The organism is Bacillus sp. LH1 (genome assembly GCF_057924895.1).
The window spans coordinates 2956374-2980690 of record NZ_CM175007.1 but is presented as its reverse complement, the minus strand read 5'-3'; the positions used below and the strand labels follow the sequence as shown (position 1 = coordinate 2980690).

Here is a 24317-nt window from a genome sequence, read left to right as displayed (position 1 = left end):
GCTTTTTCATATGATTAAATAGTAGAAATGGAAAGAAGGAATACAACATTATTATACAGAATATTTAGATAATAGGAGGTGTCGAATTTTGAGTGAAATTGAATTAAAGAGTAATGTAATTAAGACAGGGCGAGAGAAGGGGATTATTCTTCGGTTTATACTTGCTAGTCTCGTTGGGGTGTTTATGTTTTTCGTTCCTGTTACGATAAATGGTGCATCGTCTATTATGATTGATCATATCGTATCGTGGATTAGGGCTTCGGTTCCTGGCATAGTACCTTATTATGCATTATTTGTTATGGCGATTGGTGCGATTTATCCATTTTATACGAAGAAATGGAATGCATCTATCGTAGACATTTGTTTTTCTATTTTAAAAGTAGTTGGCGTTGTTTTTGGCATATTATATTGTTTAAAAGTAGGACCAGCTTGGTTCTTTGCGCCAGATGTTGGACCGTTTTTATATGAGAAGCTAGTCATATCAGTAAGTTTGCTCGTTCCAATTGGCTCGGCGTTTTTAGCGTTATTAGTCGGATATGGATTGCTTGAATTTATCGGTACATTTTGTCGTCCAATTATGAGGCCATTATGGAATACGCCGGGGAGATCGGCGATTGATGCAGTTGCGTCCTTCGTTGGAAGTTATTCGCTTGCTCTCCTTATTACGAATCGCGTGTATAAAGAAGGAAAGTATACGACAAAAGAAGCGGCGATTATCGCTACAGGATTTTCTACAGTATCCGCTACATTTATGATCATCATCGCAAAAACATTAGATATTATGCATTTATGGAATGTTTATTTTTGGACTACACTTGTTGTAACATTCATCGTGACTGCTATCACCGTAAGAATCCCGCCCCTTAGTAGAAAACCAGATACATATGTAACAGAAGAAGGGTTCCCAGAGCCTGTTTATAAAGAGAAAATGTTAGAACGTGCTTGGGAAGATGCGTTAGAAGTATCAAAGTCTGCACCGAGCATTATGAAAAATATTGCAATGAATTTAAAAGACGGATTTATTATGACAATGGGAATTTTACCATCCATTATGTCAGTAGGATTAATTGGTATCGTCTTAGCGAAGTTCACGCCAACATTTGATTGGATTAGTTATATTTTCTATCCGTTTACATGGCTATTACAATTACCAGAAGCAGACTTAGCTGCTAAAGCCGCATCAGTTGGCATTGCAGAAATGTTTTTACCGTCATTATTAGTAGTAAGTGCACCACTCGTGACAAAGTTTGTTATTGCAGTTGTTTCCGTATCATCTATTTTGTTTTTCTCCGCTTCCATTCCTTGTATATTATCAACAGATATTCCGTTAAAAGTATCTGAACTCATTATTTTATATGTGCAGAGAACGATTTTAACGTTGCTTATTATTACGCCGATTGCTTATTTGTTGCTTTGAAGTTTTAATAAGATAAAGTTAAACAAAAGAAGCCGTCTGTAAAAAGAGGGCTTCTTTTGTTTAAAAGCGGGATATTCTTATTTATTTTTCGTATATGACGTAACGCTTCTTAAGAAGATTCCTAGTCCTGCAAAAAAGAATCCTAAGCATAATAAGCTGCCTGGCGTTCCCCAAGTAATTTGATCTAGCATTTTTTATCCCCTCCCGTTTATCATTATATAGAATTTATTGGAAATTATCAAAAAATTCTTTTTTAATGATTACTGATGAGTCTTCCTACCTTATACGAGAAGAATATATTTGAAAAGAATTCTTTTCTTTATATTTTTTTATTCTTATAATGCGTTTTTGATTCTTATGATATAGTAACAACAAAGGGGGCTTAAAAATGGAAATTATTCACGAAAGAGCAAAGTTGCGGTTAATGGATAATACTGATGTCGAAACTTTGTTTTCGATTGTAGAAGGAAATCGGGATATTTGGGCGTATTTAATCTCTAAAATGGATAGTGTGCAAGATATGCAACAATACGTTCAAAAAGCTATAAAGGGTTACGGAAGAGGTACTCAAATACCTTTCATAGTCGTAGATCAACAGTCGAATAAGATTGTAGGAAGTACACGTTTATATAATATTTCAGTAGAAGATAAGACAGTTGAGTTAGGGCAAACGTGGTATCATCCGAGTGTGCAACGTACGAGTATAAATACAGAGTGTAAGTATATGCTTCTTCAGTATGCTTTTGAAAAATTGCATATGCTGAGAGTGCAAATTAAGACGGATGCAAGAAATGAAAAAGCACAACGAGCAATTGAACGGTTAGGCGCAGTAAAAGAGGGTGTGCTTCGAAATGAAAGAAAATTACCGAATGGTTATGTGAGAGATGCGGTGGTGTACAGTATTATCTCGAGTGAATGGCCAGGCGTAAAAGAACAATTGTTAGAAAAATTAGAGTTGTATAAAGAAAAGTTATAATTCGTGTTTTGAAAGGTATATTGTTCGTGAGATATGAAAAATATACCTTTTTTCTTACAAAATGCTACTTTATTTTAATTCCTTTTGTTTCATCGTTCCCTTCTGAGAAAAAATTCGTTACAATGTAGTTGTATGGTAATAAACTTATGAATTTAAAAAATGTAATGAAAACCGCAAATGAAAATGAATTGATAATCCTCAATTTTAAATGAAAACCCTTTTATACATAAATAACAAGTAAAGTTCCTTCTTTTAAATAAACTCAAACAAAACGATTTGATATAAATGTTTTTTATAGAAGTATGGATGATGTACGGAGGCAATTACAAATGAAAGAAAATAAGAAGAGTAAGAAAAGACGAATCTTTCAAGTATTTTTACTAATGATTTGTTCTGCTATTTTATATGTAAGTTATGCAGCTTACGATATTTGGAGTTATCGTTTTAAAGCAAATGATGACGTGAAAACGGATGCTGGTATCGTACTAGGAGCAGCTTCATGGAACGGAAAACCATCTCCTGTATTTAAAGAAAGAATTAATCATGCGATTTCTTTATATAAGAACGGAAATATTAAAAAGATTATTTTTACAGGTGGTACAAAGTTCGAGGCAGAACTTGAGGAAGCACGTACTGCAAGAGTATATGCAATGAAACAAGGTGTAAAAGAGGAAGATATTTTAATTGAAACTAAATCCCTTTTCACTGAAGAAAATTTAAAAAATGCGAAGCAAGTTGGAATAGAGAACGGCATACAAACATACACGATTGTAAGTGATCCACTTCATATGAAACGCGCAATGAGAATCGCAAAACATATTAATATTGAAGCGTATGCTTCACCAACGCCGACATCAGCATATAAAACGTTAGATACAGAAATACCATTCTTCTTTAAAGAATTATTCTCGTATATTGGATATGTAACCTCTTTGCCATTAAAAGCATTGAAGGGGGACTAATATAAGAAAAGGATCTATCCTTAAATAGGAACTTTTCTTATTAGTCAAAAACATTGTATTTTTATCGGAATAGTGAAACAATAGAGAGGTAGCTTCATATAATCATAATGACAAAATGAACGGTTTATGAATCGAGCATAAAGTGAAACTTTAATCAGTGGGTGGGTTTCTCACTGATTATTAGTTGAACCAATCGGGCGTTTACGGGCAGTTGATCTCCCATCTAACTTCCTTTGCTTCACCTAAATTTTTAGGTGGGAGTTTTACTGCTCGCAAATAGCGGGATAAAGGAGATTATAGTATGGCACTCTCATTTGTTGAAACAGAAGAACAGTCTTTAATTATTGAGAAAATAAATAAATTGATTCCGAAGTTCATGGAAAGGGAGCATCAGCTAAGTGAATTAGGATCATTTCCGTATGAAAATATAAATGATTTGAAAGATATCGGATATACGAAATTAACGTTACCGAAGGAATTTGGTGGTAGTGCCATTTCTTTATATGACTTCGTTTTATTTCAAGAGAAAATCGCGGAAGGCTGTGGAGCTACTGCATTATCGATTGGCTGGCATCTTGGCATTGTGAAGGAGCTAGCGGAAAATCGCTCTTGGAATGATGAGATGTTCAAATGGTTTTGCGAAGAAGTACGTAATGGTGCGCTCTTTAACAGGGCAGCAACAGAACCGAAAACAGGGAGTCCGACGCGTGGCGGCAAACCAGAAACAATAGCGGTTCAACAAGGCGAGAAGTGGGTTATAAATGGAAGAAAAAATTTTACAACGATGGCGCCAGTACTTGATTATTTTATTATTTCAGCAAGTATGGAAGGCCGTGAAGAAGTTGGTGAGTTTGTTATTCCAAGAAATACACTCGGTGTATCTATTGAAGAAACGTGGGATAGCGTTGCAATGCGAGGGACTGCTAGCCACGACCTTGTCTTACAAAATGTAGAGATAGACAACCGCTTTTTTACGGATGTAAAAGGCGGGAAAGTGAAACAAAAGGGTATTGGCTGGTTGCTACATATACCAGCATGTTATTTAGGAATTGCACAATCAGCAAGAAATTATGCAGTTCAGTTTGCGGGATCATACAAACCAAATAGTTTAAACCATTCTATTAGTTTATTACCGAATGTTAGAAGATTAGTTGGAGAATTAGAACTCGAGCTTATGCAAGCTCGCGTCTTTTTATATCAAATTGCGAAAAAATACGATGAGGCAGAAGATAAACTGTCACTGCAAGCAGAATTAGCGGCAGTGAAATACGCCGTAACAAATGCGGCGATATCCATAGTGGATAAATCAATGCGCATCGTAGGAGCAAAAAGTTTATCAGAAAAAAATCCGCTCCATCGTTACTATTTAAACGTCAGAGCAGGACTGCATAATCCACCGATGGATGATGCAACATTGTCTATGCTGGCGGATGCGGCGTTTCGGTCGTGATTTTTGAAGTTTACATTTTATTGTTTATGGATATTATAGTTGTTTTGAAAGCACGGGTTTGATTAGTAATCAAACCCGTGCTTTTTATGTGTATGAAGTACTTAATGGAGATGTAGGTTTTTAATATAAATGATTATCATGGTGTTGTGATTGTTTCTTGTTGAAAAATTCTTATTGTAATGCCAGTTTGGAGGCTGTATAAACATTTTTCGTATTTAATCCCAAATTAAAGGTCTTTCCAAGTTAACCATTCGCAAATATTGTAAAAATTGACCCGCATGGACCGCATCATGATAGGCAATTCGTAATAGCATATCACCTAAATATCGTTGATAGCCAACATCGCTTCGATCAATAAGTCTTGAATCTAGCTCGGCTATGCTTATTGATTGAACATATTCTATGAAGTCAGTAAAGTGTGATTGTGCCAATTCAATTTCTTTTTTTACACAAGTAATTGGCTCGTCATCATACGGGGTACGTATGTCGTTTATTGAACCGTTGTTTTTTATAATCATATGATAGTAAAAAGTTGAGCTCCATACGTGACGAATCATTTCACCAAAGGACATAGCCTCAGGATCAGGCTTCCAATTAAGAAAATTATCGGGAAGAGAATTCCATAATTTTTCTGAGCGCCTTCTCGTTTCTTTTAAATTTAATATACTAAGATCAATTGCATTCATAATACATTCTCCTTTACTATTAAACTTAAAATAATTGTATCAATTTAATAGTTAGGGTATCATCGAAATATGAATGTATATCCGAATATCTCATATATAGCTAAACTAATTGCTGAACCTACAAGAGCAATCATCTTAGATTGTCTAATGAATAATCAGGCACTACCTGCTAGTGAATTGGCTTATATGGCAAAAGTGTCACATCCAACAATTAGTTCGCATCTTTCTAAATTAGTAGAAGGGAATTTACTTACAGTTGAACAACATGGTAGACATCGTTACTATCGACTTGCTAATCAAGAAGTTGCAGAAGTGCTTGAAAAGTTAGGGACAATTGCACCAACAGTTCAAGTTCGCTCTTTAAAACAATCAAGCCAACTAAAACAAATTCGTTATGCTCGAACTTGTTATGATCATCTTGCAGGCAAACTCGGTGTAGAGATAACTGAAAAATTACTAGATAGGCAATTTATAATTTTAGAGGATGGAGAATACATTGTAACGGAACAAGGTAAGAAATGGTTTCTGAATTTTGGAATAAATGTTGATGAGGCAGATACAAAAAGGAGGGTATTTGCAAAACCTTGCCTTGATTGGAGTGAACGGCGTTACCATATTTCTGGTTGGTTAGGGTCTGCAATTGCAAAACTGCTTTTTGAACAGGGATGGATTACGAAAACGGATAAGAACCGAGCTGTCCATCTTACAAAGAAAGGTGTAAAGTTATTGGAAGATCAATTAGGCATTGATATGAAAACTGAGGAAAGAAAAGCTTGAAATTAGAAAAATCCGTCAAAATGAAGGGCTTTTTTCATTATGGTAGGAGTGTACATGAATAATAGGATGTTACCAATAATCGTTGCCAATAAAAAATCTTTCTTTTCATTCTTCTTTTTTAAGTTTTAAAGGAGAAAGCTAGGCTTCTTATTTTTACTAATGTTATAATAAGAAAAAAGCACGAAAAGAGGTCATCTCATGCTAGAGGTTATTGCAACATGTTTAGAAGATGTAAAACGAATTGAAAGTGCTGGCGGGAAGCGGATTGAATTAATTTCATCTTATACAGAAGGTGGTTTAACACCGAGTTATGCTTTTATAAAAAAAGCGGTAGAAGTGGTAAGTATACCAATTCATGTTATGATTCGTCCGCATGCGAAGTCTTTTACATATACGGAAGAAGAAATTGAAATGATGAAAGAAGATATTATAGTTGCACAGAAGTTAGGAGCAGCTGGGGTAGTATTAGGCGTATTAAACGAACGAAATGAAGTGGATGAAGAGAAATTAGCGGATTTACTATCTGTTGTAGATGGAATAAATGTAACGTACCACCGTGCGATAGATGATATAAAAAATCCAGTAGAAGCGATGAGCACTTTAAAGAAGTTTCATAAAGTGACTCACGTTTTAACTTCAGGTGGACAAGGAAATATAGTAGAGAATATTCCGGTGCTTACAGAAATGCAAAAGGTAAGTGAGGGTCAAATTCAGCTTGTAGCTGGAGCTGGCGTGACGAAAGAAAATATAAAGCGATTGCTAGATGAAACTGGAATCACGCAGGCGCATGTCGGTACAGCGGTAAGAGAAGGAAAATCATGTTTTTCTGAAATAGATCCTAATTTAGTACAAGAATTAGTTGAAATAATAAAATAAGTGCTTAAGAAAGAGGAGAAACGATGAAGGAAAATACGAAGAAAGAATTATTCTCTTGGGCTAAAACGATAGGTTTTACCCTTGTATTAATTGCTATTATTCGCGGTGTTTTATTTACACCTTCTTTAGTACAAGGTGAATCAATGATGCCCACTTTAAAAAATAACGAAAGAGTTCTCGTGAATAAGATTGGTTATAGTATAAGTGGATTAGATCGCTTTGATATTATCGTCTTCCACGGGAAAGAAGGATACGATTTAGTAAAACGAGTAATTGGTTTGCCAGGCGATACAGTTGAGTATAAAAATGATGTTTTATATGTAAACGGAAAAGCGATGGAAGAACCATATTTAAAACAGTTTAAAGAAAAAGCAGTAGGCCGTGTATTAACTCCAGACTTTACGTTAGAACAAATCACTGGGAAAACGAAAGTGCCAGAAGGCCAAGTATTTGTTTTAGGGGATAATCGTGAAGTTTCTAAGGATGGTCGCATGTTTGGCTTTATTTCAGAAGATGAAATTGTCGGAAAAGGACAAGCTGTTTTCTGGCCGTTGGAACAAGTAAGAGCGTTATAAAGTGTGGTGAAGTATGGGAGAGATATTCTTCCATACTTTTTTATTTGCTTAAAATCTATTGATTGAATTGAAAGAATATTTTATAATTTTAAATTATATGTTTGTTTCGAAAAACGGAATTTAAGTTCCGTAATTCGGAACGAAAGGGAGATAGAATGAGTATAAATAAAACGGCAGTTAAGACAATGGATATTTTAGAGTTGTTTTATGAGCATGAAGAGCTAAGTTTAACTGAGATGGTTCAGCTTACAAATATGCCGAAGACATCTGTTTATCGTTTAATTGGTTCGTTGGAAGAGATGGAGTTTTTACAAAAAAACGAAAAGGGGAAATATCGTTTAGGGGTCGTATTTTTACGGTTCGGTCAACTTGTTTCACACCGATTATCAGTAAGAAATATAGCAATTCCTTATATGAAAGAACTTAGAGATAGTTTAGGACAGGCAGTTAATTTAATAATTCAGGATGGAAATGACGCAATTTATGTTGAAAAAATGGAAGGTGTTCAGCCGGTACGCGTGTATACGGCGGTTGGAAGAAGAGCACCGCTTTATGCTGGCGCATGTCCAAGAATTTTACTATCGTATTTCTCTGAGGAAGAGAAACGGAGATACATAGAGGAAGTGGATTTAAAACAGTTTGCAGATGGAACAATCGTGGATAAGAAACAATTGTTAGAAGTGTTGCAAATGGCAAAAAAGGAAGGCTACACCATTAGTTATTCTGAGTTAGAAAATCATACAGCCGCGATAGCAGCACCCATTTTCGCGAGCGATGGAACGGTTGTAGCAGGCATTAGTATTTCGGGATTAGCAATTGAGTACAACGAAAGTAACATTTCATATTTTATTGCGAAGGTGAAAGAAACAGCGCATCGCATTTCGAAAGAACTCGGCTTTTTGGCATAGAAAGAGGGAGTAGGATGAAATTTTCTGCGTTAGGGGATCAAGCAATTATTGTTACATTTGGTGAAGAAATTAAGAGGGATATATATGAGAAAGTACAGCGGTTATTTCAAGCACTGCAGCAACATCCGTTTGCAGGAATGATAGAGTGCGTTCCGTCGTTTACTTCATTAGCTGTTTACTACAATGTATACGAAGTATGGAAGGGAAATGAGAGAAGTGAAAGGTCACATGATTACGTTCGCCAGTATATAAAGGAGCTGTGTGATTCTTATAAAGAAGAAGTAAAACAGGATGTGAAACATATTTCTATACCAGTGTGCTACGGGGGAGAATATGGACCTGATTTAGAAGAAGTCGCGCATTATCACGGTTTACAAGTAGAAGATGTGATTCGAATACATAGTGAAACTACATATTTTGTATATATGCTAGGTTTTACACCAGGGTTCCCGTATTTAGGAGGACTTTCAAAAGAATTAGAAACACCTAGAAAAGAAACACCACGGTTACAAATCTCTCCTGGTTCAGTAGGTATTGGCGGAAATCAAACAGGTATATATCCGCTTGAAACACCAGGAGGATGGAATATTATCGGCCGAACTCCTATTTCATTATTTAATCCGGAAGAAGAAATACCAACATATATTCAAAGTGGTATGTATTTACGATTTATTCCAATAACGAAGGAAGAGTACGTATCGCTTGAGGGGGCTAAAAAATGGATGTAGAGGTTTTGCATGCGGGAATGTTTACAACAGTCCAAGATTTAGGGCGATCTCATTATCAACAATACGGTGTGCCAGTTGGCGGGGTGATGGATCAAAGTGCACTTCGGATGATCAATATGTTAGTTGGTAATGAAGAGAATGAAGCGGGACTCGAAATGACGATTATGGGACCTAAATTGTTAATAAAGAAAACGACTTTACTTGCGATTGGCGGAGCAGATATGGAACCGTTATTGAATGGAGAACGTATCCCGTTATGGCGTCCCATTTTAGCGGAAGAAGGTAGTATGCTTTGTTTTGGAAAAGTGAAAAGTGGTTGCAGAGCGTATGTAACTTTTGCGGGTGGTATACATATTGAGCGTACAATGGGAAGCAAAAGTACGTACATACGTGCTGCGATTGGTGGTATAGAAGGAAGAATGCTGAAAAAGGGTGACTACTTCCAAATTGGTGCACAACCAGAAATGGCGAGTCGTTTCATTCTAGACTTACAAAAAGATGCGAGAATAAAAACGAAATGGGCAATTAGCAACAGCGTACTACCAAAGTATAAGAAACATCCAAAGCTTCGTGTCATAACTGACTTTGAATACGATCAATTTACAGAAGAAAGTAGAAAGGCATTTTTTACGAAAGAGTATAAGGTATCTAATTATGCTGACCGTATGGGCTATAGGGTTGAGGGAGAGGTTTTAAATAGGAATGAAGAAAAAGAGATTTTATCGAGTCCTGTTACATTTGGAACCATTCAAGTTCCTAATGGTGGACAGCCGATTATATTAATGGCAGATAGGCAAACGACAGGTGGCTATCCGAGAATGGGAAATATCATTTCAGTAGATTTACCTCTTCTTGCCCAGCTAAAGCCGGGGGACTATGTTTCTTTTGAGAAAATTACGCTTGAAGAAGCGGAACAATTGTACATAGAACAAGAAGTAAATATGAATTTATTAAAGAAATTCATCGCTTTACGAAGCTGAAATTAGGAGGAATACATTATGACTACAATCGATTTAAACTGTGATTTAGGAGAAAGTTTTGGCGCTTATAAAATGGGGAATGATGATGAGATTCTTCCGTTCGTTTCCTCTATAAACGTTGCTTGCGGTTTTCATGCGGGTGATCCGTCTATTATGCGTCAAACTGTTGAAAAAGCTTTGGAGCATAACGTAGCAATAGGGGCGCATCCTGGATTTCCTGATTTAATTGGATTTGGTAGAAGAAACATGAATGTTTCAGCAAGTGAAGTATACGATTATGTTCTATATCAAACAGGCGCATTAGACGCATTTGTGAAAGCGGCAGGCGGGAAAATGCAGCATGTAAAGCCGCACGGTGCCTTATATAATATGGCGGCGTCTAATCCGGAAATTGCAGATGCAATTGCAAAGGCAATTTATCATATAAATCCAAGTCTATTACTTTATGGATTAGCAAATAGCGAGGCGTTTATACAGGCTGCAGAAAAATACAAAGTAACTCTTGTACAAGAGGCTTTTGCGGATCGTACATATAAGCAAGATGGTACATTAACGAGCCGTACAGAAGAAAATGCGCTTATAAAAGATGAAGACGAAGCGATAAAGCAAGTACTTCAAATGGTGAAAGAAGGCTATGTAAATTCGGTGAATGGTGAGAAAGTAGCAGTTCAGGCGCAGACGATTTGTTTACACGGTGATGGGGAAAAAGCAGTACAATTTGCAGAAAGAATATACAGAACATTCAAACTCAATGGTATTTCTATTTGTGCACCGAAATAAAAAATAGGGGGAAGTGCTAGAAATGATTAAATTAATCGGAATACTACTTGTTGCAGTGGGCTTTTTATTTAGATTAAATACACTTTTAGTAGTTATGGTTGCAGGTATTGTTACTGGTATGGTTTCAGGATTAAGTTTTTATGATGTGATCAGCATGTTCGGTAAATTTTTCATAGAGAATAGATATATGTCTATGCCAATTATATTAACTTTACCGGTAATCGGAATTTTAGAGCGTTACGGTTTAAAAGAAAGAGCCGAAGCACTTATAACGAAATCAAAAGGAGCAACAACTGGAAGAGTATTAATGTCATATTTTACGATAAGAGAATCATCAGCAGCACTAGGGCTTAATATTGGTGGGCATGCGCAAACAGTAAGGCCGCTCGTTGCACCGATGGCAGAAGGGGCCGCGCAAGGTAAATACGGTAAACTTCCTGAAAAATTAAGAGAAAAGATTAAAGCAAACGCAGCGGCTGCGGAAAATACAGCTTGGTTTTTCGGAGAAGATATTTTCATCGCAACTGGAGCTATTTTATTAATGAAAGGATTCTTCGATTCAGTAGGTATGCATGTCGGAGTATGGGATATGGCACTTTGGGGCATTCCGACAGCAATATCTGCACTTATTGTAAGCTGGATTAGATTTAGAAGGTTTGATAAATATATAGAGAAAACAATGAAGGCAGAAGGAAAAGAAGAGAAGGAGGCAATCTAATATGAACATCATCACAATGGATACAATCTATTATGTATTAGGGATAATCGTTGCTTTTATCGCTGTTCGTATCGCATTCGATTGTAAACATCCAAACAGATTCGGTTCTAGTTTATTTTGGGCATTGTTTGCAGTTACATTTTTATTTGGAAATGTAATTCCTTCGTTTTACGTTGGCTGTATCGTGCTCGCTATGGTCGTTTTAGCCTCGCTAAATAAAGTAACAAAATCAGAGGAAAAAGAAGTTCCAGTACAAGAACGTGTGAAACATGCTGAGAAATTAAAAAATAAAATTTTTATGCCTGCACTATTAATTCCTATTTTTACAATTATCGGTACGTTGACCTTAGGGAAAATTAAATGGGGAAATGTCTCTCTTGTTGATCCAGATAAAGTAACATTAGTTGCACTAGCGCTTGGTGCATTACTCGCATTTGTTGCGGCGATGCGTATTACAAAATCAAAAATAACAACACCTGTACAAGAAGGAAGCAGACTATTACAAGCTGTTGGCTGGGCTGTAATTTTACCACAAATGTTAGCAGCACTTGGCGGTATATTCGCGAAGTCTGGCGTTGGACAAGTTGTTTCAGACTTAGTCGGACAAGTGCTACCGACAGAGTATCCGTTCGTTGCCGTTATGGCGTACTGTTTAGGCATGATGCTATTTACAGTCGTAATGGGAAATGCATTCGCAGCGTTTGCTGTTATTACTGGCGGAATTGGCTTACCTTTAATAGTTCAAATGCACGGCGGAAACCCAGCAATTATGGCAGCACTCGGTATGTTTGCTGGATATTGCGGAACGCTGCTTACTCCAATGGCAGCAAACTTTAATATCGTACCTGCGATGCTTTTAGAGCTAAAGGATAAAAATGCGGTTATTAAAGCGCAAGTACCAATTGCTCTTTCAATTTTTATCATAAATATGTTTATTATGTACGGCCTAGTATATCGTTTCTAATTAGGAGGATAAAACTATGAAAACAGTATTATTAACAGGGTTTGATCCGTTCGGCGGAGAAAATATCAATCCAGCTTGGGAAGTAGCAAAAGGTTTGCATGAAAAAACAATTGGAGAATACAAGATAATAAGCAAACAAGTACCAACTGTATTTCATAAATCAATAAGCGTATTAAAAGAGTATATAGAAGAACTAGCGCCGGAAATTATTATATGCATTGGACAAGCTGGGGGCAGGCCAGATATTACGATAGAACGTGTCGCAATTAATATTGATGATGCAAGAATTGCTGATAATGAAGGCAATCAGCCGGTAGATGTACCAGTTGTAGAAGAAGGAGTGATTGCATATTGGTCTACACTTCCGATGAAAGCAATCGTGAAAAAACTTCGCGAAGAGGGTATACCGTCATCTGTTTCACAGACGGCAGGCACATTCGTTTGTAATCACTTATTCTATGGACTTATGCATGAACTAGAGAAACATGATAAGAAAATAAAAGGCGGATTCATTCATATTCCGTTTTTACCAGAACAAGCGAGTAATTATCCAGGGCAACCGAGTATGTCACTTTCTACTATTCGTAAGGGGATAGAATTGGCAATCGAAGTAACGACGACAGTTAAGGTAGATATTGTAGAGGTTGGGGGCGCAACGCATTAAGTAAAATGAATTGTACAACACCTCCTGTAAACAACTGGTATAATAAGAATAGGAAAATACATAGAGGTGATTTTTGTGCAACAATTTGAAGAAGTACGTTCAATTTTAGAAAAAGCGAAGAAAATTACAGTATTAACAGGCGCTGGTGCAAGTACGGAAAGTGGTATTCCAGATTTTCGTTCAGCAAATGGATTGTATGCTGATGCGAATGTGGAGATGTACTTATCAAGAGGGTACTATAACCGAAGTCCGAAAGAATTTTGGAAGCATTATAAAGAAATCTTTCAAATTAATACGTTCCATCAATATAAACCAAATCGTGGCCATCGCTTTTTAGCTGAGCTAGAAGAACAAGGGAAAGATATTACGATTTTAACGCAAAATATTGACGGTTTACATCAATTAGGTGGCAGTAAGCATGTCATTGATTTACATGGAACACTTCAAACAGCACATTGTCCAAAATGTAAATCAGGCTATGATTTACAGTATATGATTGATCATGAAGTACCGCGTTGTGAGAAGTGTAATTTCATTTTAAATCCAGACGTTGTTTTATACGGAGATACACTGCCGCAATATCAAAATGCTATCAAACGTTTATATGAAACAGATGTGCTTATCGTTATGGGAACATCACTAAAAGTACAGCCTGTCGCTTCATTCCCGCAAATTGCAAAGAGGGAAGTAGGAGCAACAACTATTTTAGTAAATGAAGAGTTAACAGGACAGGAATATAACTTTGATTTTGTTTTTCAAAATAAGATTGGTGAGTTTGTTGAAGGGTTATCTTCAATGAAATAAGTTATCGAAAAAACTGAGGTATCTGCCTCAGTTTTTTATTTGAGTAATCACTGTTTTAAGCCATATGAAAACATTTTGATAACGTAGTAACAACATCTCTATAATTTATAAAAATCAATTTGCCCCATTTTTCTTTTAGAATAATATTCATGTTATTGTGCATTAAGGGAATGGTAATAAATAGGATGTAAAAAACAAAAAACTGAAAATTAAATCTTTTATTTCTTTTATAATTAATATAAAATTCTATATATATCATATAAATAAATTTGATACATAATGATTTTGCGTAGAAATGTTAATAGAATGAAGCGAGGGAGCGAAATGAGACAGAAAAAGGAGCAGAAAAAACAATCGAAAAAGAAAAAGACTCATATTCCATTTCGGTTAAATGTACTATTTTTTATTGTCTTTCTTTTATTTTCAGCTATTATAATTCAATTAGGTAAAGTACAAATCATTGATGGAGAAACGTATAGAAATGAAGTAAACAAAAAGGAAGATGTAACGGTAAGTACTCCCGTTCCTAGAGGGAAAATGTTTGATCGGCAAGGTCACGTTATTGTAAATAATAAACCATTACGAACCGTTACATATACGAAAATGAGAGGAGTAGACTCGAAAGAAGTTTTACAAGTAGCAAGAGATTTAGCTAAGCTAATTGAAATGTCGCAAGAGGACATGGATAAGTTAACAGAGACAGATAAGAAAGATTTTTGGATGCAGTTAAATGAAAAGCGGGCAGCGGCGAAAGTAACGAAAGAAGATGAGAGTAAATTTAGAAAGCAAGAAATAGAAGGAAAAGAGTTAGATAAAAAAGTAGAAGAACTGCGCCGGGAAAGAATTACACAAGAAGAACTAAATGAGCTTTCAAAGGAAGATATAGAAGTATTAGTAATTAAAAGCAAAATGAATGCGGGATATAAAATGACGCCGCAAATCGTTAAAAAAGATGTAAGTCAAAATGAATATGCTGTCGTTAGTGAAAGGTTGGCAAGCTTACCAGGGGTAGATACGACAGTAGATTGGGAACGTGAATACCCAAATGATAAAATACTGCGCTCTATACTAGGTAGCGTTTCTAATGAAAATGAAGGATTGCCAAGAGAACAATTAGATTATTATTTAGTTCGTGATTATAATCGAAACGACCGTATTGGTAAAAGTTACATTGAAAAACAATATGAAGATGCACTACATGGAACGAAGGAACAGTCTAAAAATATTATGGATAAAGCAGGGAAGATTGTTCGAACAGAAAAAGTGACTGAAGGAAAAAGTGGAAATAACTTGATGTTAACAGTCGATATGGATTTACAGAAAAGAGTAGAGGGCAGCCTTGAAAAGAATTTACGAGCCTTTCATGCTGCAGAGCCGATGATGGATCGTGCGTTCGTAGTAATGATGAATCCGAAAAACGGTCAAATTTTATCAATGGCAGGAAAGAAAATTGTAAATAAAGATGGCGGTATGCAAATAGAAGATTATGCATTAGGAACGATGACAAGTTCTTATGAGTTAGGGTCAACTGTAAAAGGGGCTACTTTATTAACTGGATATCAAACAGAAGCGATTAAGCCGTATACACATTTCTTTGATGCGCCAATGTATTTTAAAGGAAGTTCTAAGCCGAAGAAATCGTGGAAAGAATTTGGGGATATTGATGATTTAAGAGCTTTGCAAGTGTCATCGAACGTTTATATGTTTAATACGGCTTTAAAAATGGCAGGCATTAATTATGTCCCAAACAATCCATTAGACATTAAACAAGAAACATTTAATAAAATGCGCTACTATTTTAGACAATTTGGCCTAGGTGTGTCGACTGGTATTGACCTGCCAAATGAATCAATTGGTCAAGTAGGTAGAACTGATAACATACCCGGATTTTTACTTGATTACGCGATTGGACAGTATGATACATATACGCCGCTTCAGCTTGCACAATATATTTCAACCATTGCAAATGGCGGTTACCGAATGAAACCACAAATTGTACAAGAAGTTAGAGAGCAACCGAATAGACCAGAGGATGTAGGAAAAGTCGTTCGGTCGATTGAACCAGTTGTATTAAATAGAGTGGATATGGACACTTCGTACATTAATCATGTAAAAGAAGGATTTAGAAGAGTTTTTCAAGAAGCTGACGGAACAGGTACCGGAACGTTTAAAGGTCTACCATATAAACCAGCGGGAAAAACAGGAACAGCTGAGACAGTATATGGTGGAGAAAGTGATATTGGAAGAGATGAGAACAACAACCGAAAAAAATGTTATAATTTAACTCTTGCCGGTTATGCACCATATGATGCTGATCCGGAAGTAGCTTTTTCAGTTGTTGTACCATGGGTGAATGATGATAAATCAGGAATTAATTCTGCGATTGGTAAAGAGATTTTGGATGCGTATTTTGAATTAAAAACAAATAGATCAAATGCAAATTCAATTCCAGTAGAACAACCGAACAAGGCACAGTAAAAATAGTATCACTGCATGGAAACATATTGTGCAGTGATATATTTTTTGAGTTAAAAAGCGCTTTATAAGGTGGGAATGGATATGAAAAAGGAGATTAAGAGAGGCTGGGGAAAGTACATACTATTTATATTGGTGATAGTCATAGGCTACCATTCTTTTACTTTATGTAAGGTGGAAGGGGAATCGATGCAGCCGACTTTATATGAAGAAGACTACGTATTTGTAAATAAAGCGGTAGTACGTCTTTCTAATTTACAACACGGAGAAATTGTCATTATAAAAGAAGAGGATGAATCGAAATATTATGTGAAACGTGTAATAGGGCTTCCTGGTGATGTAATTAACATAACGAACGGAAAGGTATATGTGAACGATAAAAAGCAAGAAGAACCATATACAAACAAAGATTTATTTAACAACACACAAGTGTTTTATAATTTTCAAAAGACAAAAATTCCGCCAAATAAGTTATTTGTAATGGGAGATAACCGCGAAGTAAGTAGAGATAGTCGAAATGGCTTAGGATATATTGAAGAAGATAACATAATAGGCAAGGTGGAATTTGTATATTATCCTTTTTCAAAAATGAAAATGATAGAATAAGTGGGGGATGAGCAAAACCCCACTTATTAAAGTTTCACTTTATTTTCTTTAAAAAACCTTTTGGATTAAATGATATGAAAAATTTATGTTTAGACTCGTCGATTATGAAGTTATTATTTTTAGTTAAAAACTCATCCACAGCTTCCATCGGGCCAGGACCCCAATCGGGAAGAAGCGGATTTCCATTAATGGAGGTATCTTCTACAATCATATAACTGCCAGTAGTGACGATAGATTTATATAGTAATAGTTCTTTGGAAACATGTTCTTTACTATGATCAGAATCTAAAATAACTAAAACCACATCATCAGGTTTGCGCATGCTTACAATTGTTTGGATGGCCTGCACAGAAACAGAAGATGCTGTTAAATACGTAATCCGATTATGTGATGGCCGATTTGGCTGCGGAGTTATATCGATAGTAAGTACGTGACCTTTTCCAATTAAATCTAACATAGAAGCTAAATACAGTGCACTACCACCGTGAAAAGTCCCGCATTCAATAATTAAATCGGGCTTTAATTCATAAATAATTTCTTGATACAAAAAGAGATCAGAGGGAAGTTTACAGATTGGAACCCCGAACCAGTGTGTATCGTTTAACCACACGAGGCTGTTGTAATATTGGTTTAGAAATTCATTGCTTATATTATCGATTTTAAATTCTCCTTTCTAAAAAGGATTCTCTCGTTTGACGTAAAGTGTTTACGCATGAAAGTTGTACTATATATTATGTAGTAAGGAATTGTAAGGCGAGTGTTTTTACTTGAAAATAAGCCAAATAACTCATGTGGAAAATGAAAGGAAATGATCGTATGTACAAATACACAATTTGTTTTATTAGAAAAAGCGATAAAATACTGCTATTAAATAGAAATAAAAAGCCGAATATGGGGATGTGGAATGGTGTTGGAGGAAAAATAGAAGAGAATGAAACGCCATACGAAGGAATAATTAGAGAAACGTTTGAGGAAACGGGTATAGAACTTTCAAGTGTAACGTATAAAGGGACTGTTGTTTTTAAAGGTAAAGATGAGCCCCAGGCTAGTGAAGGAATGTATGTGTTCGTTGCTGATTTTCCAGATGGAATGCAAATGAATACACCATTACGTACGGCTGAAGGATTATTAGAATGGAAAGAAATTGATTGGATATTAGATGGTGATAATAGAGGTGTAGTTAGCAACTTACCAAAATACTTACCGACAGTAATAACAGAAGAAAATAAGTTAAAACATATATTCACGTACGATAACCGGAATATTATTAATTACACAACTGCATGTTTGACAGAAGATGATGCGAACAAGCGATATGAAAAACAACTCATTTCTCAATAGAAGAGGATAGTGAAAAATCACGTTTTGTTCTCATTATATATACGAAGTGATTATATGTTTCAGAAATACAATTTATTGGTCAGAATTGTAATATGTATGATATAACTTTTCTTATGGTGAAAGCGTAGAGAACATACGTAAACGGAACAAAAAAGAGGTGGCTTTGCCGCCCCCTTTTTGTTAGCTGTGAATCGCCTTAATCATAAATCGATGTTGCTTCACATCAAAATATCCTTTTTGCAAGATGATTTCATGTATACGATATAGTTCCTTATAATACCTTTCGACAGTAAAATCAGGAATTTGCCACGGAATCGCTTTTAAATAATAGACAATAGCGCCAATATCATAAAAGCGTTGGAAAGGGAATTCTTCTTTTGCATCTAAGATAGTAAATCCATTTTCCTCTAACTCACTACATGCTGCTTCAAGTGACCAACTTGCAAATTCGTTATTTAGCGGTGCGTTAAATTGCTCATTAAGTTCCACACAATCGAGACCACCAACTTGTTGTGTAAGGAAAACGCCATGTGGAGAAAGAATTCGTTTTACCTCAGAGGCAGCATAGGATTCATGTTGATTTATAATGAAATCAAACTGCCCATCTTGAAATGGTAATACAGTATCATTAATCACTTTGACGACTGTAACTCCTAAAGGCTCTAATTTCTTCCGAGCAATTGGCACATTTGGAGCATAACCCTCAGTAGCATAAATAGTTGACGGGAACGGTTGTAACATAGATAAAAACTCTCCGCCGCCAGTACCCATATCGAGCATTGACTTTGCACGTTGCATAAGCAGGAAAGCAATGCTGCCGTACGACCATGATAAAGGCTCGCTCTTCATTCGGCCCGTTTCTGAAATGAAAGAAAAATCCCAACCGCTAAAATGTGTATTTGCACTTTCTAATAAAGTTAAAAATAATGGATCACGTTTCATAATTATGTCCTCCTATTTTTCAATGAATGATATGATGAGAAAGGAGAACGGAGAACGGGAGGACCTCTCATGAAAGAGAAGCGGTTTTACGTTTCGTGTTCGAATAGATTCATATAAATTTGCTCCTTGTGAGAATGGTTATTTATATATTCGGGATAATCGAGTGGGAATCCTTTGAGGGTATAAAAGAAGGCAGTTGTTTAATGAAAAAATAAATTGAGTTATCTAATTTTATAGTGTAATTGTTCATCCATACGCATAAAAAAATTATTCTCTCCATAAAATAGTAAAATTATATTGGAGGTTGAATTATGAAAAAATTTAGTGTATTTTCAATAACATTGATGACTTTTGGAATGTTATTATTTGGATTAAATAGGATAATAGATAGCTATTCTGAGCCTATTATCCTATTAGGGTATATTTCTTTTTTAATTGGAGTGGTTCTGAGTATTATAGCGATTGCTAGACGTGAAGATGGAAGATTAAAATTCATATCACTTATCTCTTTCTTTGTTCTCCTGTTTTTCATTACTTGGTTTGAGTCGTTTCAGGTACTACGAATTATTACTTGGCTAAAAAATATCTATTAAAATTTAAATTGTTGGTAAAAATGGGAAAACTTAAATTTAGGTTTCTTTTTATTATATTCGATTATCAATAGTAAAACTTATTAGAGCCATTAATAAAAGAAATAGATATATAAACCGAGTGTAAAAATATTTTAATTCTTTGAAAACATTCAGCGATTTAGTATTCTTTATATATGGAATATTTTGTTTATGCGAAAAGAGGGCAAGGTGCTATATGAAAAGAATGAAAAATGTAATGTTACTATTGTTATGTTTCTTATGTTTAAGTGGGTGTAATTATAAAGATGACGATCAGGTGAAAAAATATGTGAAAAAAAAGCACGGAATTGATGTGATTGTAACACATTGGGGTGCTATAAACGAAGGGAATATGGGGCATACATATCATACTGTTCAAGCAAAAAATAACAAAAATATTCAATTTAGAGTAGAGGTAGATGGCTTCTTATATTCAAGAATAAAAGGTGATGAATATCAATACGGAAAAAAAACATATGAGGAATATAAGAAATTTAAACCAATGCTAGAAGAAATTAAAAAATTAGGTTACGTGGAACCTGAAAATAAAAATGTTTTTCAATATATAGTGGATGATGATATAGAGGAGAAACCAACGGATACGTTATTATTAACTTTAAAAACGAGTGACAAGATTGATTACAGTCAATTTGAATCAAAAGAATTAGATCGTTTATATGCTCTAATCCAATTCATTCAGAAGAGTAATAGAAAGATAACAACACTTGAAATTGAGGATTATAATGGTGAATCTATAGGCTTGCCTTTTCAAAATGTGCAAAAAGCTATAACGAAAGAAGAACTGCTTTTAACAATGAAAAACACAGTAAGCGGTTATTGGACATATTTGGTTCAAACTGAAACAAAAGTAGGCGTAAGGTTAAATGAAATTCAAAATGATCGTTTTGAAATTGAGGATATTACTTGTCCACACCCGAAAGACGGCAATTGTCTAGAGTATGAATTGACATTAGTTTTCAATGACAGTGAGATAAAATATAGAAATGATCCATATGTAATAGATGATTTGAGAAAGGTAGTCACTATTCTTAAAGAAGAACTATATAATAAGGAATTTAACATATATTTAAGGAACAAGGATGGAACAAGTTATTCACTCTGGCTATCATCCGAAAAAATTAAGGAAAGTAATAACATAGAAGAGCTAGTAAAATAATGATATAAAGAAGAAATTTAAAGTGCTTTTTACGTTTGTTATTTCTGTATTCAAAAGGAAAACCGCTTATACTTCATTTTTGAAGCATAAGCGGCTTTGTTTAAAATATTTAAAAACAAAAATCTTTTGGTAAATTACCATTTTTAATAACTGTTCTTAACCCATGTTTTATAATCCAAGGATTAATAGGATGCTGTTTATCACGTAATTGCTGTAACCACTGAAAAACGAGTTCTTTATCTTCTTTCGTAATATCGTTAATATGATTGGCTACAGATTTTTGAACATATTTAGAAGGGTCATTCATTAATGGTTCAAGAAGTTGTAAATTGTACTGAAAATCACCTTTTAGAGCTCCTATTTTTTTAGCCCAAGGAAGCCTTGGTCTTGTACCTTCAGAAACTAATCTCCTAATGTGGCTGTTTTCGTCATGAATCCACTGTTGTAATATGTTTAGTGTATCTTCATGGTATGTTTCAAGAAAGGGCCGAATGGCATATTCAGCAGTATTCCTTTTCGTTATTTCATACATTGCATTAAACGAGATTTTAAAATCGTTAAGCCCATATTTTTCAACGTATTTTGCAACAGGCATGTACATATATCCATTTGTAAATGTGCCTACTTCTGTTGTATTTTCTGGTCCTAATGTTTTCAGTAATATATGTATTGCGGCATTAAAATCTTTTTGTAAAGCATTGTGTAATTCATCTGCAATTACTTCAATACGCTGTTTTAACTCTAAATTTTCAACTTTACAAGCTACAGAATCTACAAAGATGCTTTTAGAGAAACAAGGATCGTGTTTACAAATAGAATCAGCTATTTTTTCTGCTAATTCTTCATTAAATAAAAATTTTAACGGAACATATTTACCCATTTTTTCACCTCGGTGGTCAAATGAAAACAATTTTTATTTTTTAATCGACAATCCATAAACCAAAGTCTCACTCGGAGTCGTAATACTAAAACCTGTCGTCTTATAATCAAGCTTCACTGTATCACCAGTGTAGTCTTTCGTAAATGAATCCATTTGTACGATAAGCTCCGCATCTTCATATACAACATCATCTGCGTTAAATGTATCCCAAATTAAATCGACATCAACGAAAATACTACAGGAGTTTGTCATTGTTCCTCTAATGCGAATGATCTTTTTGTCTTCACGTTCTAATCTATGTATAGCTGCTTTTGCTTCATCAGTAATGCGAATGTTCATTGTATCCCAACCTTTTATTTATATTTCTTCTATTATGGCAAAAACAGGAGCAATAGGGAAGGAAAGAGGTTTGCAACAAAAAACGAGCAAACAAATTTGTTTGCTCGTTTCACTTTATTTTAGTTCACATTTATCAAGTGGAATCACTTTTGTTTTTTTCGTAAATTTATATCCTAACCATAGTACTAAGAAGAGTGGTAAACCGATGTAAGAAACGAGTACGCCATTCCAATCGATTGATTCACCCATAAATGCGCCGTAGTTTTGTCCTAAAATTACGATGATACAAAGTGTAAATGCGAAGATTGGACCAAATGGGAACCATTTTGCTCTATATGGTAAGTCATTTAAATCTTTTCCTTGTGCGATATACGCTTTACGGAAACGGTAATGACTAATTGCAATGCCGACCCAAGCGATAAAGCCAGACATTCCTGATGCATTTAATAACCAAATGTATACAACACCGTCACCGAATAAAGAAGCAATGAAAGCGATACTACCGACAATTGATGTTACGATTAATGCGTTAACAGGTACACCGCGGCTATCTAATTTACCAAGAAACTTTGGTGCTTTTCCTTGGCGAGCTAAATCCCAAAGCATACGAGTTGATGCATACATACCAGAGTTACCAGCAGATAGTACTGCCGTTAAAATAACAGCGTTCATAACAGAAGCAGCAAAGGCAACGCCCGCTTTTTCAAAAATAAGTGTAAACGGACTTACTGTAACATCACTTGCAGCAAGGCTTTCAGTTGTATAAGGAATTAATAAACCGATAACGAGAATTGCAAGGATATAGAATAAAAGAATACGCCAAAAGATTGAACGAATCGCTTTCGGAATATTACGCTCTGGATCAGAAGTTTCACCAGCAGCTACTCCTAATAGTTCAGTACCTTGGAATGAGAAACCAGCTGCCATAAACACACCGATAATTGCCATGATACCGCCGTTAAATGGTGCATCTGCAACAGTGAAGTTTTTAAATCCAACCGTTTCACCGCCCATAATTCCAAAAATCATCATGAAACCAACAATTAAAAAGATAATAATCGTAACTACTTTAATAAGTGCGAACCAATATTCAGATTCACCAAACCCTTTAACAGATAAATAGTTTAAAAGGAAAATAATAGCTAAACATAATCCGCTCCAAATAAGAGAAGGGGTATCTGGGAACCAAAATTTCATAATTAATGTTACGGCTGCAAGTTCAGCAGCAATCGTAATTGCCCAGTTATACCAATAGTTCCATCCAAGTGCAAAGCCAAGTGATGGATCAACAAATTTTGTTGCATACGTACTAAAAGATCCAGTAACAGGCATGTAAGCTGCAAGTTCAGCTAAGCTTGTCATTAAAAAATAAACCATAATTCCAATTGCGGCGTATGCAATTAATGCGCCACCAGGTCCAGCTGTATGGATGACACCACCACTGGCAAGAAATAGTCCGGTACCAATTGTACCACCGAGAGAAATCATCGTAAGGTGACGAGATTTTAATCCGCGTTTTAATTCACCTTGTCCTTGTGTAGTTTGCGTTTTAGAGGTAGATTGATTTGTTGCGCTATTCATGTTCAACACTCCTTTTCTTGTAGGTTAGGAAGGAGCGGGGGAGAAAAATACAAAAAACCGCCAAAGGAATTTGGCGGAACGTTTCACAAATAACCACCCC

General features: G+C 35.3%; 26 protein-coding genes. 20 read left to right on the top strand and 6 right to left on the bottom strand.

The window, feature by feature from the left end; translation table 11 throughout:
* The first annotated feature begins 88 nt into the window (after positions 1-88).
* The 4 genes from ACX9TM_RS15490 (at position 89) to ACX9TM_RS15475 (ending at position 4805) form a co-directional block, all read left to right on the top strand.
* Complete coding sequence (locus tag ACX9TM_RS15490; protein WP_072770346.1) at positions 89-1417, top strand: YjiH family protein; 1329 nt, start codon at positions 89-91, stop codon at positions 1415-1417.
* Positions 1418-1805: 388 nt separating this feature from the next.
* The gene (locus ACX9TM_RS15485; protein ID WP_000402585.1) at positions 1806-2393 is read left to right on the top strand and encodes a GNAT family N-acetyltransferase; all 588 of its coding nucleotides are present in this window, start codon (positions 1806-1808) and stop codon (positions 2391-2393) included.
* A gap of 329 nt (positions 2394-2722) precedes the next feature.
* Positions 2723-3355, top strand: coding sequence for a YdcF family protein (locus ACX9TM_RS15480; RefSeq protein ID WP_000662215.1), 633 nt, complete (start codon positions 2723-2725; stop codon positions 3353-3355).
* Between the two features lie 301 nt (positions 3356-3656).
* Positions 3657-4805, top strand: coding sequence for an acyl-CoA dehydrogenase family protein (locus ACX9TM_RS15475; RefSeq protein WP_001218362.1), 1149 nt, complete (start codon positions 3657-3659; stop codon positions 4803-4805).
* Positions 4806-5020: 215 nt separating this feature from the next.
* Here ACX9TM_RS15475 and ACX9TM_RS15470 read toward each other — a convergent pair whose 3' ends face one another.
* Positions 5021-5491, bottom strand: a complete 471-nt coding sequence (locus ACX9TM_RS15470) for a DinB family protein (RefSeq protein WP_000991272.1) — start codon at positions 5489-5491, stop codon at positions 5021-5023.
* Positions 5492-5560: 69 nt separating this feature from the next.
* On the opposite strand from ACX9TM_RS15470, the gene ACX9TM_RS15465 reads away from it, so the two are divergent.
* The 13 genes from ACX9TM_RS15465 (at position 5561) to lepB (ACX9TM_RS15405) (ending at position 17346) form a co-directional block, all read left to right on the top strand.
* A complete protein-coding gene (locus ACX9TM_RS15465) occupies positions 5561-6268 on the top strand; it encodes an ArsR/SmtB family transcription factor (RefSeq protein ID WP_001103807.1) in 708 nt (235 codons plus the stop codon).
* Between the two features lie 198 nt (positions 6269-6466).
* Positions 6467-7144 carry a copper homeostasis protein CutC gene (locus ACX9TM_RS15460; protein ID WP_000895121.1) on the top strand — a complete coding sequence of 226 codons (678 nt, stop codon included), beginning with the start codon at positions 6467-6469 and terminating at the stop codon, positions 7142-7144.
* A gap of 23 nt (positions 7145-7167) precedes the next feature.
* Complete coding sequence (gene lepB, locus ACX9TM_RS15455; RefSeq protein ID WP_000662501.1) at positions 7168-7719, top strand: signal peptidase I; 552 nt, start codon at positions 7168-7170, stop codon at positions 7717-7719.
* A gap of 155 nt (positions 7720-7874) precedes the next feature.
* Positions 7875-8627 (top strand): IclR family transcriptional regulator, encoded by a 753-nt coding sequence (locus tag ACX9TM_RS15450; protein WP_000026361.1) that lies wholly within the window; start codon positions 7875-7877, stop codon positions 8625-8627.
* Positions 8628-8641: 14 nt separating this feature from the next.
* A complete protein-coding gene (gene pxpB, locus ACX9TM_RS15445; RefSeq protein WP_000672280.1) occupies positions 8642-9355 on the top strand; it encodes a 5-oxoprolinase subunit PxpB in 714 nt (237 codons plus the stop codon).
* Positions 9346-10335 carry a 5-oxoprolinase subunit C family protein gene (locus tag ACX9TM_RS15440; RefSeq protein ID WP_000382245.1) on the top strand — a complete coding sequence of 330 codons (990 nt, stop codon included), beginning with the start codon at positions 9346-9348 and terminating at the stop codon, positions 10333-10335. Before pxpB ends, ACX9TM_RS15440 begins: the two co-directional genes overlap by 10 nt.
* Before the next feature lie 18 nt (positions 10336-10353).
* Positions 10354-11115 (top strand): 5-oxoprolinase subunit PxpA, encoded by a 762-nt coding sequence (gene pxpA, locus ACX9TM_RS15435; RefSeq protein ID WP_000207320.1) that lies wholly within the window; start codon positions 10354-10356, stop codon positions 11113-11115.
* A gap of 22 nt (positions 11116-11137) precedes the next feature.
* The gene (locus ACX9TM_RS15430) at positions 11138-11833 is read left to right on the top strand and encodes a DUF969 domain-containing protein (RefSeq protein WP_000593392.1); all 696 of its coding nucleotides are present in this window, start codon (positions 11138-11140) and stop codon (positions 11831-11833) included.
* Position 11834: 1 nt separating this feature from the next.
* The gene (locus ACX9TM_RS15425; RefSeq protein WP_001021642.1) at positions 11835-12797 is read left to right on the top strand and encodes a DUF979 domain-containing protein; all 963 of its coding nucleotides are present in this window, start codon (positions 11835-11837) and stop codon (positions 12795-12797) included.
* Positions 12798-12813: 16 nt separating this feature from the next.
* Entirely contained in the window at positions 12814-13461 is a 648-nt protein-coding gene (pcp, locus tag ACX9TM_RS15420; RefSeq protein WP_000859710.1) for a pyroglutamyl-peptidase I, read from the top strand.
* Positions 13462-13536: 75 nt separating this feature from the next.
* Positions 13537-14265: an NAD-dependent protein deacylase gene (locus ACX9TM_RS15415; RefSeq protein WP_001183803.1), complete on the top strand. Its 729-nt coding sequence runs from the start codon at positions 13537-13539 to the stop codon at positions 14263-14265.
* A 324-nt stretch (positions 14266-14589) separates the two neighbouring features.
* A complete protein-coding gene (locus ACX9TM_RS15410; protein WP_001249191.1) occupies positions 14590-16743 on the top strand; it encodes a peptidoglycan D,D-transpeptidase FtsI family protein in 2154 nt (717 codons plus the stop codon).
* Between the two features lie 81 nt (positions 16744-16824).
* Positions 16825-17346: a signal peptidase I gene (lepB, locus tag ACX9TM_RS15405; RefSeq protein ID WP_002094069.1), complete on the top strand. Its 522-nt coding sequence runs from the start codon at positions 16825-16827 to the stop codon at positions 17344-17346.
* Between the two features lie 34 nt (positions 17347-17380).
* Here the strand turns inward: lepB (ACX9TM_RS15405) and ACX9TM_RS15400 are convergent, their stop codons facing one another.
* Complete coding sequence (locus tag ACX9TM_RS15400) at positions 17381-18004, bottom strand: cephalosporin hydroxylase family protein (protein WP_265736937.1); 624 nt, start codon at positions 18002-18004, stop codon at positions 17381-17383.
* Between the two features lie 158 nt (positions 18005-18162).
* Between ACX9TM_RS15400 and ACX9TM_RS15395 the strand changes: the two genes are divergently transcribed.
* A complete protein-coding gene (locus tag ACX9TM_RS15395) occupies positions 18163-18687 on the top strand; it encodes an NUDIX hydrolase (protein WP_002182860.1) in 525 nt (174 codons plus the stop codon).
* A gap of 180 nt (positions 18688-18867) precedes the next feature.
* On the opposite strand, the gene ACX9TM_RS15390 is transcribed toward ACX9TM_RS15395, so the two are convergent.
* Positions 18868-19629 carry a class I SAM-dependent methyltransferase gene (locus ACX9TM_RS15390; protein WP_000817566.1) on the bottom strand — a complete coding sequence of 254 codons (762 nt, stop codon included), beginning with the start codon at positions 19627-19629 and terminating at the stop codon, positions 18868-18870.
* A gap of 311 nt (positions 19630-19940) precedes the next feature.
* Between ACX9TM_RS15390 and ACX9TM_RS15385 the strand changes: the two genes are divergently transcribed.
* Positions 19941-20222, top strand: a complete 282-nt coding sequence (locus ACX9TM_RS15385; RefSeq protein ID WP_000714730.1) for a hypothetical protein — start codon at positions 19941-19943, stop codon at positions 20220-20222.
* A 214-nt stretch (positions 20223-20436) separates the two neighbouring features.
* Entirely contained in the window at positions 20437-21417 is a 981-nt protein-coding gene (locus ACX9TM_RS15380; protein WP_000827149.1) for a hypothetical protein, read from the top strand.
* Between the two features lie 109 nt (positions 21418-21526).
* On the opposite strand, the gene ACX9TM_RS15375 is transcribed toward ACX9TM_RS15380, so the two are convergent.
* The 3 genes from ACX9TM_RS15375 to ACX9TM_RS15365 all read right to left on the bottom strand — a co-directional run bounded on the left by ACX9TM_RS15375 (position 21527) and on the right by ACX9TM_RS15365 (position 24217).
* Positions 21527-22297 (bottom strand): DNA alkylation repair protein, encoded by a 771-nt coding sequence (locus ACX9TM_RS15375; RefSeq protein WP_000521693.1) that lies wholly within the window; start codon positions 22295-22297, stop codon positions 21527-21529.
* A gap of 33 nt (positions 22298-22330) precedes the next feature.
* The gene (locus ACX9TM_RS15370; RefSeq protein WP_002026004.1) at positions 22331-22636 is read right to left on the bottom strand and encodes an iron-sulfur cluster biosynthesis family protein; all 306 of its coding nucleotides are present in this window, start codon (positions 22634-22636) and stop codon (positions 22331-22333) included.
* Positions 22637-22750: 114 nt separating this feature from the next.
* Positions 22751-24217, bottom strand: coding sequence for an amino acid permease (locus tag ACX9TM_RS15365; protein WP_001083397.1), 1467 nt, complete (start codon positions 24215-24217; stop codon positions 22751-22753).
* Positions 24218-24317 lie beyond the last annotated feature (100 nt).

Excerpts from the sequence above, each read along its gene's own strand:
- pcp (WP_000859710.1), top strand. The coding sequence starts at position 12,814 with ATGAAAACAGTATTATTAACAGGGTTTGATCCGTTCGGCGGAGAAAAT.
- ACX9TM_RS15375 (WP_000521693.1), bottom strand. The coding sequence starts at position 22,297 with ATGGGTAAATATGTTCCGTTAAAATTTTTATTTAATGAAGAATTAGCA.
- ACX9TM_RS15365 (WP_001083397.1), bottom strand. The coding sequence starts at position 24,217 with ATGAATAGCGCAACAAATCAATCTACCTCTAAAACGCAAACTACACAA.
- lepB (WP_000662501.1), top strand. The coding sequence starts at position 7,168 with ATGAAGGAAAATACGAAGAAAGAATTATTCTCTTGGGCTAAAACGATA.
- ACX9TM_RS15390 (WP_000817566.1), bottom strand. The coding sequence starts at position 19,629 with ATGAAACGTGATCCATTATTTTTAACTTTATTAGAAAGTGCAAATACA.
- ACX9TM_RS15425 (WP_001021642.1), top strand. The coding sequence starts at position 11,835 with ATGAACATCATCACAATGGATACAATCTATTATGTATTAGGGATAATC.
- ACX9TM_RS15395 (WP_002182860.1), top strand. The coding sequence starts at position 18,163 with ATGTACAAATACACAATTTGTTTTATTAGAAAAAGCGATAAAATACTG.
- pxpB (WP_000672280.1), top strand. The coding sequence starts at position 8,642 with ATGAAATTTTCTGCGTTAGGGGATCAAGCAATTATTGTTACATTTGGT.
- ACX9TM_RS15475 (WP_001218362.1), top strand. The coding sequence starts at position 3,657 with ATGGCACTCTCATTTGTTGAAACAGAAGAACAGTCTTTAATTATTGAG.
- ACX9TM_RS15485 (WP_000402585.1), top strand. The coding sequence starts at position 1,806 with ATGGAAATTATTCACGAAAGAGCAAAGTTGCGGTTAATGGATAATACT.
- ACX9TM_RS15440 (WP_000382245.1), top strand. The coding sequence starts at position 9,346 with ATGGATGTAGAGGTTTTGCATGCGGGAATGTTTACAACAGTCCAAGAT.
- ACX9TM_RS15430 (WP_000593392.1), top strand. The coding sequence starts at position 11,138 with ATGATTAAATTAATCGGAATACTACTTGTTGCAGTGGGCTTTTTATTT.
- ACX9TM_RS15480 (WP_000662215.1), top strand. The coding sequence starts at position 2,723 with ATGAAAGAAAATAAGAAGAGTAAGAAAAGACGAATCTTTCAAGTATTT.
- ACX9TM_RS15370 (WP_002026004.1), bottom strand. The coding sequence starts at position 22,636 with ATGAACATTCGCATTACTGATGAAGCAAAAGCAGCTATACATAGATTA.
- ACX9TM_RS15450 (WP_000026361.1), top strand. The coding sequence starts at position 7,875 with ATGAGTATAAATAAAACGGCAGTTAAGACAATGGATATTTTAGAGTTG.
- ACX9TM_RS15460 (WP_000895121.1), top strand. The coding sequence starts at position 6,467 with ATGCTAGAGGTTATTGCAACATGTTTAGAAGATGTAAAACGAATTGAA.
- ACX9TM_RS15465 (WP_001103807.1), top strand. The coding sequence starts at position 5,561 with ATGAATGTATATCCGAATATCTCATATATAGCTAAACTAATTGCTGAA.
- lepB (WP_002094069.1), top strand. The coding sequence starts at position 16,825 with ATGAAAAAGGAGATTAAGAGAGGCTGGGGAAAGTACATACTATTTATA.
- ACX9TM_RS15380 (WP_000827149.1), top strand. The coding sequence starts at position 20,437 with ATGAAAAGAATGAAAAATGTAATGTTACTATTGTTATGTTTCTTATGT.
- ACX9TM_RS15385 (WP_000714730.1), top strand. The coding sequence starts at position 19,941 with ATGAAAAAATTTAGTGTATTTTCAATAACATTGATGACTTTTGGAATG.
- pxpA (WP_000207320.1), top strand. The coding sequence starts at position 10,354 with ATGACTACAATCGATTTAAACTGTGATTTAGGAGAAAGTTTTGGCGCT.
- ACX9TM_RS15410 (WP_001249191.1), top strand. The coding sequence starts at position 14,590 with ATGAGACAGAAAAAGGAGCAGAAAAAACAATCGAAAAAGAAAAAGACT.
- ACX9TM_RS15470 (WP_000991272.1), bottom strand. The coding sequence starts at position 5,491 with ATGAATGCAATTGATCTTAGTATATTAAATTTAAAAGAAACGAGAAGG.